The organism is Nostoc sp. (genome assembly GCF_036917195.1).
Classification (GTDB): domain Bacteria; phylum Cyanobacteriota; class Cyanobacteriia; order Cyanobacteriales; family Nostocaceae; genus Nostoc.
The window spans coordinates 1-14,352 of record NZ_JBALDG010000060.1 but is presented as its reverse complement, the minus strand read 5'-3'; the positions used below and the strand labels follow the sequence as shown (position 1 = coordinate 14,352).

General features: G+C 41.7%; 12 protein-coding genes and 1 pseudogene. 5 read left to right on the top strand and 8 right to left on the bottom strand.

Translation table 11 applies throughout. The features are described from left to right. Positions 1-130: 130 nt before the first annotated feature. Both V7K40_RS18930 and V7K40_RS18925 read right to left on the bottom strand, forming a co-directional pair. Entirely contained in the window at positions 131-1,168 is a 1,038-nt protein-coding gene (locus V7K40_RS18930; protein ID WP_334962318.1) for a PleD family two-component system response regulator, read from the bottom strand. Further along, positions 1,156-1,356, bottom strand: coding sequence for a hypothetical protein (locus V7K40_RS18925; RefSeq protein ID WP_334962316.1), 201 nt, complete (start codon positions 1,354-1,356; stop codon positions 1,156-1,158). The genes V7K40_RS18930 and V7K40_RS18925 overlap by 13 nt, the downstream gene beginning before the upstream one ends. A gap of 615 nt (positions 1,357-1,971) precedes the next feature. Here V7K40_RS18925 and V7K40_RS18920 point away from each other — a divergent pair. Then, entirely contained in the window at positions 1,972-2,232 is a 261-nt protein-coding gene (locus tag V7K40_RS18920; RefSeq protein ID WP_334962314.1) for a chlororespiratory reduction protein 7, read from the top strand. Between the two features lie 706 nt (positions 2,233-2,938). Here the strand turns inward: V7K40_RS18920 and V7K40_RS18915 are convergent. Beyond that, positions 2,939-3,508, bottom strand: coding sequence for a DUF2854 domain-containing protein (locus V7K40_RS18915; RefSeq protein ID WP_334962312.1), 570 nt, complete (start codon positions 3,506-3,508; stop codon positions 2,939-2,941). 336 nt (positions 3,509-3,844) lie between these two features. On the opposite strand from V7K40_RS18915, the gene V7K40_RS18910 reads away from it, so the two are divergent. Then, positions 3,845-4,018, top strand: coding sequence for a hypothetical protein (locus V7K40_RS18910; RefSeq protein WP_334962310.1), 174 nt, complete (start codon positions 3,845-3,847; stop codon positions 4,016-4,018). Between the two features lie 128 nt (positions 4,019-4,146). Here the strand turns inward: V7K40_RS18910 and V7K40_RS18905 are convergent, their stop codons facing one another. Then, entirely contained in the window at positions 4,147-4,551 is a 405-nt protein-coding gene (locus V7K40_RS18905) for a response regulator transcription factor (protein WP_334962308.1), read from the bottom strand. A 213-nt stretch (positions 4,552-4,764) separates the two neighbouring features. Further along, entirely contained in the window at positions 4,765-6,936 is a 2,172-nt protein-coding gene (gene ppk1 / locus V7K40_RS18900) for a polyphosphate kinase 1 (RefSeq protein ID WP_334962306.1), read from the bottom strand. 357 nt (positions 6,937-7,293) lie between these two features. Between ppk1 and V7K40_RS18895 the strand changes: the two genes are divergently transcribed. Both V7K40_RS18895 and V7K40_RS18890 read left to right on the top strand, forming a co-directional pair. Next, positions 7,294-8,757, top strand: coding sequence for an ATP-binding protein (locus tag V7K40_RS18895; protein WP_334962304.1), 1,464 nt, complete (start codon positions 7,294-7,296; stop codon positions 8,755-8,757). A 153-nt stretch (positions 8,758-8,910) separates the two neighbouring features. Further along, on the top strand, positions 8,911-9,624 hold the full coding sequence (locus tag V7K40_RS18890) for a hypothetical protein (RefSeq protein WP_334962302.1): 714 nt from the start codon (positions 8,911-8,913) through the stop codon (positions 9,622-9,624). A 468-nt stretch (positions 9,625-10,092) separates the two neighbouring features. Here the strand turns inward: V7K40_RS18890 and V7K40_RS18885 are convergent, their stop codons facing one another. Then, positions 10,093-10,722 carry a sigma-70 family RNA polymerase sigma factor gene (locus tag V7K40_RS18885; protein ID WP_334962300.1) on the bottom strand — a complete coding sequence of 210 codons (630 nt, stop codon included), beginning with the start codon at positions 10,720-10,722 and terminating at the stop codon, positions 10,093-10,095. Positions 10,723-10,918: 196 nt separating this feature from the next. Here V7K40_RS18885 and V7K40_RS18880 point away from each other — a divergent pair, with 196 nt between their 5' ends. After that, positions 10,919-11,515, top strand: coding sequence for a glyoxalase-like domain protein (locus tag V7K40_RS18880; protein WP_298904646.1), 597 nt, complete (start codon positions 10,919-10,921; stop codon positions 11,513-11,515). Between the two features lie 267 nt (positions 11,516-11,782). On the opposite strand, the gene lysS is transcribed toward V7K40_RS18880, so the two are convergent. After that, a complete protein-coding gene (gene lysS, locus V7K40_RS18875; RefSeq protein ID WP_334962297.1) occupies positions 11,783-13,468 on the bottom strand; it encodes a lysine--tRNA ligase in 1,686 nt (561 codons plus the stop codon). A gap of 353 nt (positions 13,469-13,821) precedes the next feature. Then, positions 13,822-14,145, bottom strand: a pseudogene (locus tag V7K40_RS18870) (ATP-binding cassette domain-containing protein); the annotation flags it as partial. Positions 14,146-14,352 lie beyond the last annotated feature (207 nt).

Genomic DNA, 14,352 nt, shown 5'->3' with positions numbered 1-14,352 from the left:
CTACGCTCAGGCTAAACTCAGCACAAATCGCTCGATGGAGCCGACGTCGAAGTAGCGAAGTCGAGGTAGTTGAGGTAAGCCGTTGGCGCAGCCTCTGGTAAAGTTGTATTGGGCATTGGTCAGAGCAGAACTAAGAACTTGAGACAAAGCGATCGCGCCCCCCGGCCTTAGCTTCGTAGAGTGCTTTATCTGCCCGCACAATCAAATCTAAAGGTGATGATTCCCAAGTGGGGACAATAGTCGCCACGCCCATACTAAGGGTGACATACTGACTCACTACAGACCCGTCATGAACAATTTGCAAATCTTTAATTCCAGCTTGTATCACTTCGGCAATGTGAACTGCGCCAGATGCAGGGGTGTATGGCATAATCACAGCAAATTCTTCGCCACCATAACGCGCCACTAAATCCTGATGTTTTTGTACCTTAAAGCTTAAGACAGCACCCACCTTTTGTAGACAGATATCCCCAGCAGGATGGCCATATCTATCGTTATAAAATTTAAAAAAGTCGATATCACACAAAATCATTGACAAGGGAGACTCCTTTTGTGCGAGATTAATCCACTGAGCATTGAGATAATCGTCAAAGCGGCGACGATTAGCCAACTCAGTTAAGCCATCTACATTGGCAAGGTGCTGCAAAGCTTGGTTTGCCGCCTCTAATTGTTTGTAAATTTGCGCTTCCTTTAGCAGTCGGCGCAACCGCTGGCGCAATACAGGCCAGTGAATTGGCTTAGTGACATAATCAATCGCCCCTGCCTCAAAAGCAAGGTTTACGGATTCTTCATCGTCCAAGCATGTAATCATCAATATAGGGGTGCGCTCCCATATCTGGGAGATCACAGTATTGTTAAGGGTCGAGTCAGTATCAAAGGTTTCAACGGCTGATTTTAAATTATTTTTGGCAATTTGGAACAAGTGCTTACAGCAGGTAAAGCCATCCATCACAGGCATTACAGCATCTAGCAAAACTATATCTGGTTTGATAGTCTCGTAAGCATCTAAACATTGCTTACCATCATTGACCTCGACCACTCGATAACCTTCTTTTTCCATAGCTTTACGCAAGAATACTCGAACGCTCTTGTCATCATCAGCCACTAAAATCAGGGGTGATTGCTGTGGTTGCTGCTTAGAATTAAAAAATGGGCTTATGCCTGACATGAGTTGCCTTCCACTTGCGGGACTATTCTGAAAAAGGCTGTGCAACTCGATCGCATAGCGGCGATCGCTCTTTTCATCAATGCCAGGATTTGCGGCAAAGGTGTGTCGGGCTTCACAATCAACTGTTTTTTGAAACTAGACTGTTCAATATTAGTGAGCCAAGCAAGCGGTAGATAATTAAGTTGCATAGACAATCTATAATTGGAACATGAAGGCAATTGTTACCTTTTTGTTCAGCTATGGTTATGGGAGGAAATGTTACTTTTATATTTCCCCATTCTTAAAGTCAAATTGCAATTTTTTTGAAAATTGCAAATGCACACCTTAATTATTGAGTTCTGTAATTAGTTTAGAAATCTAGTGAGACAGGGCAAAGCAATTGCCAAAACGTGCTCAGAAGATAGTTAATACTAAAGACTAATATCACCTGACTTAAATTTATTTAGTCTATTCGCAAGGCTGGCAGAGGTTTAGTATAATTACATAAGATTAAGGTTAAGCTTAGTGCAAAGCTTAATTCTCAAGTCGTTCTGAGTTAATAAATTAAGTAAAAATTCTCCTTGAATTCGATTCAGTATATCTAGTTATATTAAAAAATAGTTTGTTTCTTCGGAAAGACAGCAATTTAGTCACTAAAATTAGATTAAATATAGATATACTAAATAAAAATTAATATCTTTAACAACTAAACCCTCTAATTGGTTCACAGACAGCAGATAAAACCGCCATCTTTTTGACGATACAAACAACAAAAAGTTTTTATAAAAAAATCAAAATTTATTTACGTTTACTAAATCTTTAATATGCCAGACTCATTAATGTATCAGCAAGATCATTTTGTTGTTCTAGAAACAAATCAGCCAGAACAATTTATTACACAATCAGAGTTATTAGAAAAGCTCAAAACAACTCTCCAACAATTCATAATTCAAGATTTGCCGCCTGACCTGCAAAAGTTTGATTCTGTAGAAGCTCAAGCACAATATTTACTCGACACCAGCTGCGAATTAGATATTGGGCCTGGGCAATATTTACAGTGGTATGCAGTTCGTTTAGAAAAGTAACTTTTTGGTCAGTTGTTTAGCAGAAAAGGAGTTAACGAAGAAGTAGCTTCCGATGCGTTATCTGTTGGTGTAGCCCGCACAACTCTTGGAGACGCTCTTGCTAGCAAGATCCCCGTACGGGTATAGCATGGCGCGACTACTTGGGCTTACCTCGGCTAAACTCGGCACAAGTCGCCCAACTCTTGGAGAGGCTGCGCTAACGGCGTCGCTCAGGACAAGTTCAGTATAAGTCGCCCAACTCTTGGAGAGGCTACGCCCTAAGCGTAGCTATGCCGCAGGCTTTACGACTACGCTCAGGACAAGCTCACCAGTTGCTCAGTGACCACCGTAGGCATTAGAACTTCTCCTAACGGAGACACTGCACGAACGGAGGAAGCAGGGGAGAAACCCTATACTTAAAAACCTTGTCATTACCAACATCAAATAAATCTTCCACTTCGTTGTTATCCCGCCTTGAAATAAATTCTGAGGCTAATAGCTTGCATTCCTCTCAAAAGGACTAAATACAATATTTTAAGCGATGTATATGGACATCCTTTGTGAAAGTGAAAATTGAAGTTCACGCTTAGTAAATAGAAGCTATTAGTCCAGAATTTAAGTTATGGGTGGGATGTCAATTAGCGCAGCAGTTTGACTGTTACAGAAATGTGGGTAAGGACAAGCCATAAAGGCATGGCGTTTGGGTAAAGATAATTTTTGTTCTTGACTATTGACTACTGACTAGTGACTCTTTTTTAATATTGATCAGCGCTAACTCAATTGTATTTTCAGATGGCTGCGTTATTTGAATCTCCAATCCAGGACCAAAATAGTTGGTCATTTTTTCCTGCTTTTTTTGCCACACATCAATTGGTATTAGCGGAGAATCAAATTCCAAAATTAGGGCATAGTTGCCATTAACTTCTGTTTCTCGCAACCCTGTGACTGTTGGTCGTTCCTGGTCTGTGGGACTCAAACCCAGAAAAGAAAGTGTTGTATCTAGATGAGCATCTTGACCGTAGGAATATCGGGTGATGTCTTTGCGAATTTTATTTTGAGTATCAGTTGCTTGCTGCTGGCGCAGTATCAATGCTGACGGTGATGTAGTTTGGCTAAATGGTACTGGCTTAAGTTCATTAGCTTTCAGCGCTAGCCCTCCTAACAACAGAGGAATCCCGTAAAAAAATCCAACAAGATTAAGTGTGGCATTATTACCAGCATAGGCGACGAAGCCAATGATGGTTAATATGCCACCGATAGTTAAACCGAGTGTTCCTAAAGAGATTTGGCGTAGCATGAGCTTAAATTAGTATAAAGTCTGAATACCTCAGTTTTATTATCATCGGCTATGAGTAACAAATTAGGAAAGAACATCGTCCCCAGGTGGTAATATTCAACCAACTCAAAATTGCCAGATTAAGACTGACACAAAGAGAAGTCAAGAGCTTCTGGCTTGGTTTCTCCGATCAGAGACGCTCTTGCTAGCTGGCTTTTAAGTAGGGGTACACCAGACACGGAGAGTTTTTAAGGGAGGAAAGTTAGTGTAGTAGATTACTGAGGGCGTATAGTGCCCCAGAATGTTGGATTTTGAGTTAACTTTAAATTTAAAGGTAGTTAAAGATGGGAAAAAATAATGGATATACAGAGTATAAAAGAACGAATTGTCGCAGTTCAAAGCAAACGCGAGTACCTGTTAAGCCTATTGGAGCAACCTAACCTGGGAACTTTGAGAGTTGACGTAAATCAGGCTTTGGAAGAACTGGATGAATTAATTGATGAATTTAGACGCACCATTCCGGTAGAGTAGAAATTATCAAAAACTGCGTCGGTCTAACCGTCAACTTCAGGCTATACCGACGCTTCTGAGTAGGATCATCTCCTCAAATCCCCATAATTGAACTAAGCTGAAGTTGGCAAAGCAACATAGCTCATTATTTATCCATCTACTGCACGTTGACCCAACTGCCTAACTAAGGCAATAAGTTCGCTTGTAGGTACATCTTTCTTGCAAACGTCATCAAAGCTAGACATTGCCTTTGTTCCCTGAAAATTTACGTCTTCCACTGAGGAGTAAGCAAGGATCTGGGTGTTCGGAGATATAGCTTTAATGTGACTAGACGCACTCCAGCCATCCATGACTGGCATCTGTAAATCTAGAACAATTACGTCTGGATGGCAACGTTTAACCATTTCTATAGCTTCTTCACCATTACTAGCTAAACCTACTACTTGAATATTTTCCTGGCAAGAAAAAACTAATTGTAAGGTTAAACGAGTCAGTTCGTGGTCATCAACTACTAGAACACGCAAGGTAGAAAGCTCACAAGATAACATTAACATTTAGGAAAAAGACAATTTTATTTAAAATAATGTCTCCAGTTTATGGGAACAAGTGCTAGCACTTACTCTATCCTATGGTTGAATAACTTGTGTGAACCCATGACAAACAACTTAGATAACTTCTCAAAAAATTAAAGTTTTCTAAAAAAAAAACTAAATTGAGTTAGTTGTCAAGGTATAAGTAACTGATTTTTTAATCAATTTTTTAATCAATCAGGTTGAGGCTACACCAGTTGCGCGTAATGCCATATTCATGAGAATTTTTTGTGAATTAGCTTCTGGAGAATCATCATAGGGACGGCGTTGAATGTAACTGCCATCGGCTTGTAATTCCCAAGCTTGGCGACTATCTGCGAGCATAATTCCCATAATTTCTTGCAAATCTTTTGCAATATCAGGGTCTTGCACTGGGGTAATTACTTCCACTCGGCGATCTAAGTTGCGGCGCATCCAGTCGGCACTGCCAATATAGATTTCCTCTTGTGTATTATTATGAAAATAAAAAATTCGAGAATGTTCTAAAAAGCGACCGACAATGCTGATTATGCGAATGTTTTCACTAATGTCTTTGAGTCCTGGGCGCAAACAGCAAACACCCCTAATGATTAAGTCGATTTCTACCCCGGCGCGGGAAGCTTCATATAAAGTAGTAATGATTTGCGGATCAACTAAGGCATTCATTTTGGCAACAATGCGCCCAGAAAATCCATTTTGAACATTTTCGATTTCGCGGTGAATTAGTGCCAAAAAGCGATCGCGCATATTTACAGGCGCAACCAGTAACTCTCGATAAGACTTTTGCAGGGAGTATCCTGTCAAGAAATTAAATAAATCTGTGATGTCAGCAGCCAATTCTTCACGGCAACTAAACAATCCCAAATCTGTATACAGCCGTGCCGTTTTCTGGTTATAGTTACCTGTCCCAATATGCACATAGCGACGTATCCGGTCTTTTTCCCGCCGCACCACCATGACGGTTTTACTATGGGTTTTTAGTCCCACTAAACCATAGACAACATGAACTCCAACTCTTTCTAGTCGTTTTGCCCAGTAAATATTATTCTCCTCATCAAATCGCGCCTTTAATTCCACCAGCACGGATACCTGTTTGCCATTTTCGGCAGCGGCAATTAAAGCGTTGACGATGGGCGAGTCGCCAGAAGTCCGGTAAAGAGTCATCTTGATGGCTAACACATTCGGGTCGTAGGCAGCATGGGTAATAAAGCGCACCACTGTAGCCGTAAAGGATTGATAGGGATGGTGTACTAACAAATCCTTTTCCCGAATCACAGCAAAAAAGTCTTTTCCTTCGTCCGTCTCCAATGAATCTGGGTTTAAACTCGGTTCCCTCAGCCTTTGCAGGCGTAATGGTACAACAGATTGGCGTGGTGGATCTTTGAGTTCCGGCAGTGGTAATGCCATAAAATACATCAAATCCCGCAGGCCCAAAAGACCGTCTACTTCGTAAAGATCACTTTCTGTTAATTCCAAATCATGTAATAATCGCGATCGCACTATTTCAGGAGTTTGGGATTGAATTTCTAGCCGGACTGGACTCCCACCTAGCCGCCGTTTTCGCAATTCCTGTTCGATAGCTAATAACAAATCATCTGCTTCATCTTCTTCCAATACCAAATCGGCATCACGGGTAATGCGGAACGGATGATATTCTTGAATATTCATCCCTGGAAATAGAGATTCCAAGTTATGAGCGATCGCTTGTTCTAAAGGGACTCCAGTCCAGTTGGCAGGTTTTTCGTTGTTCTGATCTCCCAATTCAGGCGGTATCGGTAAAAATCGTGGTAGAACACTGGGGACTTTAACTCTGGCAAAGAATTCTTCTTCGGTGTCTGGGTTTTTGACCACAACAGCCAGATTCAGACTGAGATTGGAAATAAAAGGAAAGGGATGACTAGGATCAACAGCTAAGGGAGTCAAAACTGGAAAGACTTGTTCCTCAAAATAACTGTTGAGATGAGTCCGCTGTATCTGATTCAAATCTATGTAATCCAGGATATGGATGCCTTGATTTACAAGTAGGGGACGAAGTACTTGCTCAAAATGTTGATGCTCTTTCTTTACATGAGGAATCAGGGTAGACCTAATATCATCTAGCTGTTGTTGTGGTGTCCGACCATCGGGAGTTAACAGGCTGACTTTTGCCTCTACTTGTTGCTTTAAACCAGCAACGCGCACCATGAAAAACTCATCCAAATTAGAGTTAAAGATTGCCAAAAACTTGAGGCGTTCGAGAAGGGGCGTGCGATCGTCACAGGCTTCATGTAACACCCTGCCATTAAATTCTAACCAGCTTAACTCTCGGTTAAGATAATATTGTGGATCGTTTAAATTGATGGGATTGGCGCTTTTCTTCGATTTTGCCATAACGATCTTAGGATAGCCAGATGTAGCCTATACAGATGGATAACAATACACATAGTAAATTAAATCGGGCATCCAAGTGAAGCGATTTGTCCCTAATTATCGCTTTTATCGGTTGAAAAAATTAAAATATCAAAACAGTTATTTTTCTGGAGTTTTTTTTCTCCTCAGTTTCCTTAGCTGCGGCGGCAATTGCAGATTTTGGTTGTAGACTAACTCTTTGTTAACTGCTACTTCTAAATTGGGTAAAGTATCGCTGTTAGTGATGCCATTTTGAATAGGAACCCGTTCAACAAGATAAACTCATTCTGGCAAATTCTCTAACTCGCTTATTTAAAGCAGTTTCTTCTGCATTGTAATATGTTTCAAACTACTCGTCGCCGTCTTGCCGTCTGGTATACTGCTATCACCGCTGTATTACTACTATTATTCGCCAGTGGAGTATATTTATATGTCCGTAGTACATTAATCGAGCGGATTGACGATACCCTCAATCATGTAGTGGAAATTGTAGAGCGATCGCTTGTAGTTGAGCCGATCAATGATGATGTTGACAAATTTCGCATTAATCTAGAAGCCAGTTTTCGTGATAATGCCGACACTGTAGAAGATGACCATATTGACTTAGAATGGTTTAGTCGCACTGGTGAATTACTTTGGTCAACGCTATCCGAACCACTAAATATTCCCATTCGTCCTAACCGCACTGGCGAAACTGTACGCGTAGTCAAGGAAGAGAATTCAAAATTCAAAATTCCTAACTCCTCACTCGTCACTCAGAACTCAAAACTCAAAACTCAAAACTCAGCATTGTTATTGCGACAAGTTACGCAACGGGTGGAAGTGGGACGGCAGGTATTAGGATATCTGCGTGTAAGCCATCCCTGGTTTGAAGTCACTAAACCCAGTCGCCAATTAATTTTTGATTTGGCGCTAGGTATTGGGTTAATGGTGGTTTGTGTCGGAGCAAGTGGTTGGTTTCTTTCGGGTAAAGCGATGGAACCTGTAGGTGAGTCCTACCAACGCCTTAAACAATTTACTGCTGATGCTTCACATGAACTTAGAAGTCCCATTACTTTGATTCAAACCAATGTGCAAGTCGCCCTTGCTGACTTGGATTTAGCAGAGACAGAAGCGACTACTTCTTTGCACTATCGCCAACAGTTAATGGTCGTAGAACGGTTAACGCAGCGTTTAGGTAAGTTAGTCAATGACTTATTGTTCCTAGCACGGCAGGATAGTGGTATTAGCAAAGATGTCTTTTCATCTTGTCCATTGGACGCCTTGCTGATGGAGCTGGTTGAAGAACAACAATTATTAGTCCCTGAAAAAAAAATCGCTCTTTCTCTAGATTTAGTTGACGCTCCCGCCTCGGAAACTAGCCCCGAATTACTAGAAAATTGGTTTACCCTTGCAGGCAATTGGGATCAGTTGGTGCGGCTATTCACAAATTTGATTGCTAACGCCTTGCATTACACTCCAGCAGGTGGACGGGTAAAAGTGAAATTGGCGCGGATAGAGGGAATAAATCGCGTTTCTGGACTACGTTACACCAGTGCTCAGTTGCAGGTTAAAGTGAGTGATACCGGAGTTGGAATTCCAGCAGAAGCACTACCACGCTTGTTTGACCGCTTTTATCGGGTAGATCCGGCGCGGACTCATACAACTGGGAATACAGCTACAGCCAGTGCGACTGGTTCAGGATTGGGATTAGCGATCGCTCAAGCTATTGTCGAAAATCATCAGGGTCATATTCAAGTTGAAAGTATCCAAGGCATTGGCACTACGTTTACTGTCACTTTACCAATAACTCTTGAGTCTTAATTCTGCAAGAAATATTTGTTTCCTGTGATAGATGTAAAAAATTAAATAAATTAACTACTTTATATAATAACAATTGCAGTATTTAGCCGCATTAAATTTGCTGTTTAAAAACTATTAAAAAAATAAGTGTTTTTCTAGGAGTCCACAAAGAATATGAAGTCTCAAAATTTTCGCAAGTCCGCTGAGTTATTTGGCGCTATTTGTGGGGGATTAGTGATTAGTCTGCCAGTAATTCCTCAAGTAGTAGCACAGCAGTCTCCTCCCAAGGTTAATCCTTGTCCAAGAATTTTCTACGAAGAACCACATAATAATCAGGTTGTAGTGCCGCCGGGATGTCCTCCTAATGCCTTAACTAAAAGACTAGCTGCTCAAGGGCTTCTTCCCGTCCCTGCTACCCCATCACCAGAGCAAACAAGATTGAGTGTCGGCGGTGAAGCTCCAGAATCAGGTGTCACAACACCACCCCCAGTTCCTAGCGAGCAAACTCAACAGCCCTCGCCAGGGGCGGTTTCTGGCGACCAACCACAACTACTACAACCACGGCAAACCCCCAGTGCTACGATCGCCCTAGCAAATGGTACAGTTAATATCAAGTTGAAAAATGAGACTGCGGCTAATGTAACTTTCCAAGTGATTGGCGATACGGCACCGCGATCACTACAAGGTAAGTCAGATGTAACACTGCAAGGTCTAAAGGCACCAGTAACGGTGACATTTGAACGAGAAGATCACGGACAGTTGACCGTGACTCCACAACCTTCTTCGGAGCCAGGAAGTTTGGAAGTTACATTTAAGGAAGCCACGGATGCAACTCAAGGCAGAAGTGCCATGAGAATTGAACGAAACGGTTCTGTCTTCTTGAATTAATCAAACGTGAGTTCGATGAGCCTCTCCCTCACTTGAACTGAAGTTCAAATCTGTCCCTCTCGCCCGTCAAAGAGGGACGGTTTTGCATAGTCAGGACTTACGCAAAAATCGGCAAAAAGCTTAATTTATCGTAGACACGTAGTGGCTTTGCCGCAGGCTACCGCCAAGATGCCTTCGCGAAGCGTCTCGTTAGAGAAGAACGCCATCGCGCAGCGTCTCGTAGAGAAGAATCGTAGAGTGTGCGTAAGTCCTAGTAGTAAAACTAGGGAGAGGTCTTTTCGTTAGGCTGTAAAAGTATCTGAGTCCGAAAAATTGCACTTACCCAAACTAAGCCTACCTTTTGCTTTGGTAATACAAGCCCTTGTTTCATAAAACTTACCTGTAAAGTTGCAGTTTTAAGTAGAAGGTCTAAAAAGAAGTTTTAAATTATTAAATTAAAGACAATTAATCTACGCATTTATCCTTAAGTCAAGATTGCTCTAAATCTTCCCCAAAGTAAATAGTGCGAATATCTGTGGGTAATTTTTCCTCTAGCATACGATAGCCTTTCTGGAGATAATTGGCTACTTCACTAGGGGCGATCGCTTCTCCTTCGGCTTGTAAATAGGCGGCGATTCTAGTTTCGCTCCAGTGGAAAGTTTGAGCCATTAACACCATCAATCGCAAAACAGGTGGTAATTGGTCTAATGCCTGTTGTACATAGCACCATAGTGGCGGCGAAGTTGTTTGAAGAGAATAATGAATTGCTTCTGTGGGTGGTAGCTTAATCTCGTTAATACAGAAAGCTGTCATATTAATTAACCAATTTTGCATGGTTAAAGCTTCCTTACCTGATTCAGAGTCGGTTAAATTTAGTCCACCGAGTTCGTAGTAGATATGTCGCCAAGTAAGGGCAAACAGATAATCTGCTTGCACAGGCGATCGCGCCGAATGCCGAATTAAGGTATACACTATGGGACTATAGCGGCAAAAAATCACCGTAAAGTACTTTCCGGCATCTGGATAGCGCTGAAACAGAGTCAGTAGTTCATCGTCACTGTGATGGAACAGCGACTTCACCAGCGGGTGATTAGCTTCGGGAAAATGAAGAATTTGCATAAGCCTTTCGATTGATAATTGTTAAAATAGTTTTGGGAATTGCACTCCCGTAGTTAATCGCATAATATCTTGGTGTTGCTCAGTTTATAGCCCAGACTCAGACTACTTGAGTATTGATAAACTAGAAACAAAGACTTAATTTTAGTCTTAATCGACAATCATAAAATCGGCTCCCTTATAGAATCCTTATTTGTTCATGGTTATAGCAGTTAGTGTGATATCGTTCCTGCTCAGTCCCCTTACCTTAGGCTCCTTTCTGCCTTCCCTGCCCTTGGATAGCCTGTTCTCTACCCAAGGCATTATGGTGATGCTACTAGCAGCTTACGCTGGTGCCATGTGGATGTTCCTCACCAGTGCCCCAAAAGTACACACTGTAATGGTGTCAGATTTGGAGATTGCCCGACAATTGTATGAAGGACTGCTAGATTTGCCAGCAGCTGAGGTGCCATTGCACTACTACTACAACTACGAACAAACTATCGGCGCAACTGGGATTGATCCGTTATATATGTCTACTGGGCCGAGCTTGTCTAACAAAATGATGAATAATGCCACAGATGGGCTATGGTATCAATTAAAGAAAAATACCCAGCTACACATTATTACTGGCGCAAGTTTAGGTAGCAAAAATCAGCAACGCCACGTTTGCTTTGACCATGACTGCCTAGAAATGATTTTAATGCGAGTCGAAATGCGCGGTTTGAAATTGAAGATTCGCAACCACAAGCCCCTGAATTTTTTGGTCAAGGACTATGAAGGGCGCGTTATTGAGGTAGCAGAGGTAGCGAATTAGTCATTAGATTTTAGTATTACTTGAGGTTGGGTGGTGCGTAGCTTGCTACCGTAGGCATCGCTCCACCCAATATTTTTATATAGCAGGTGAGGCGTAGCTTGCCGCCGTAGGCATCGCTCTACCATTGATTATTTAAAGTGATTATGAGGTTTTGCTAAATAAAAGCTTATGATCGTTGAAAAGAATAAGTGAGTGCAACTTAGGCAATAAAAATGGTGCGTTATGGCTTTGCCATAACGCACCCCACTGTTTATATGCTTAAGTAGGTCAATTCAATTGTTCAAATTTAAATTTCCCTTTAATAAACTTGTTAAAGTATTGACCTTTAGACGGTGCATTGTCTAAATCTTCCTTGACACTGGGAAGTACTTTGAAATACTCGTAAACACTTCCACTATCAAATTCAATAGTCAGTGTTTGAGTTTTTGCTTCATAGCTAAATTGCTTAATAACGCTGCCTTCAGGCTTGAGTAGAGGGAAGGCGATCGCATCTCGAATACTGGCACAATCAGTTAATAACATTACCAACCGATCAATCCCAATCCCTAAACCACCTGTAGGCGGCATACCGTATTCTAAAGCTGTCAAAAAGTCTTCATCTACACCTTGCGCTTCCAAGTCACCAGCAGCTTTTCTTTCAGCTTGGGCTTCTAGGCGTTCTCTTTGCTCGATAGGATCGGTAAGTTCTGAGAAGCTATTGGCAGTCTCCCGCCCTACTATAAATAACTCAAATCTTTCTACCAAACCAGGTTGAGAACGGTGGGGTTTTGCTAGGGGCGAAATTTCTACAGGGTAATCAATTACAAAAGTAGGTTGAATTAAATTGGCCTCTACTTTCTCTTCAAAGGCTAAATTTAGTAACTTACCAATTGATTGAGCTTCATCTACATCAGGAATACTAGCATTTTTACTTGCTGTTTTTGCTTCTTCCAAAGTTTGGAAAGAATTAAAATCTAAACCTGTAGATTCTTTAACTAAATCATGCATTGTCACCCGCCGCCAAGGTGGTGTTAAATATATAGGTTCTCCTTGGTAGGTAATTTCCAGCGTGCCGAGTACTTCTTGGGCGACAGTGGTAATAATCCCCTCAGTCATCGCCATCATATCGTTGTAGTCGGCGTAGGCTTGGTAAAGTTCAATTGTCGTAAATTCGGGATTGTGTCGAGTCGAAATTCCCTCATTGCGGAAAACCCGGCCTAATTCAAACACCTTTTCAAAACCACCTACAATCAACCGCTTGAGATGAAGTTCTGTGGCAATTCGCAGATACAACTCCATTTCTAAAGTGTTGTGGTAGGTGATAAATGGACGCGCATCTGCACCCCCAGTCTCACTTTGCAAAACTGGTGTTTCAATTTCCAGAAAATCCCGTTCTTCTAAATAACGACGAATCCCAGCAGTAATTTGGGCGCGACGGCGGAAAGTTTGCCGCACTTCCGGGTTAACAATCAAGTCAACGTAGCGCTGACGGTAGCGCTTGGCAACATCCGTTAATCCATGCCACTTGTCGGGTAGGGGCAACAGGGATTTAGTGAGGATAGTATATTGTTTAACGTAGACAGATAATTCGCCCTTTTCAGTCCGTTTAATAGTACCTTTGGCTCCCAGGATGTCACCTGCATCTGTGAGTTGTTTCAAGTGATTAAAGGCATCAGCATCAATATCTGCCATGCTTTCTTGGATGCGATTTTTATCCAGATAAAGCTGAATTGTGCCGGTTTCATCTTGCAAAGTAAAGAAAGCCAATTTACCGAAAACACGACGCGCCATAATGCGTCCGGCTATAGCAACTTCTAAATCAACTTCTTCACCGCTGGGTAAATCGGCAAACTTTTCTTGCAACTGCGCTGCATGATGGGTAGATTCCCAACGATAGGCATAGGGATTAGTCCCTAGCTGCTTGAGTTGTTCTACTTTCTCCAGCCTTGCGGCTCGGATATCTTCTTCCGACATGGTAACGAACTTTCAGGGGGCAAGATTAATTATAGATGCTGCAATCAAGTGGGGCGATTATCTGCAATCTTTACAAACTTCAGATTTGCTGTCGCCATCAAACACTACCAAAAATTTGCCATCGGGTATTAAACGGTGAATAACCCGTAAATAACCATCAGTATGCGATTGTGTTCGGAAACGAGCCAGAACAATTCGTTGCATATTGGCAAGCAAACGCAATGATCATATTTCTTCCTTAGTTATCTTTATTATTTTTTTGTGAAATGGTACTAGGCTATCTTACCTTTGTTTAAGTTTTTAATCGATATTTTGTCTAACTTGCCGATGCATAAGTTTTATATGCGTTCAGTCTAAGGGGTAAAAAAATCAAAATGGTTTCCCGATTGCGAATCTGCTTTGGAAACACTTTGTAAACGCAACTCCTCTGCATTACCTTGCATTTTCAATCTGCTTTGTTCCAGTAACACAATCCAATCAGCACAGATAATGACTCTAGGACGGTGGCTAATTAGAATCGTGGTTTTGCCAGAGCGGTGTAACAACAGCTTATCTAAAACTTGCGCCTTATTTAGAGGATCGAGGTTAGCAGTTGATTCATCTAAAATTAGGACTGATGGATCGGTGACAATTGCTCTAACTATAGCCAATCGTTGCCGTTGTCCTCCAGAAATATTTATGTGTGCTTTGTTCTATTGAACATACTAATTAGACAGTCAGGGGGTAAACAGGAAACAGAGCAAGCCTTTTTTAAGGGGAGTTGGGGGGATTTCCGAAAGCCAAACATATTTAGGACTTACGCAACTGTCACAGGCGATCGGCACTTCTGAGCTATACCAAAGACATAGCGATGGCAGGATGTTTCAGTTGTTGAATTAAATAGT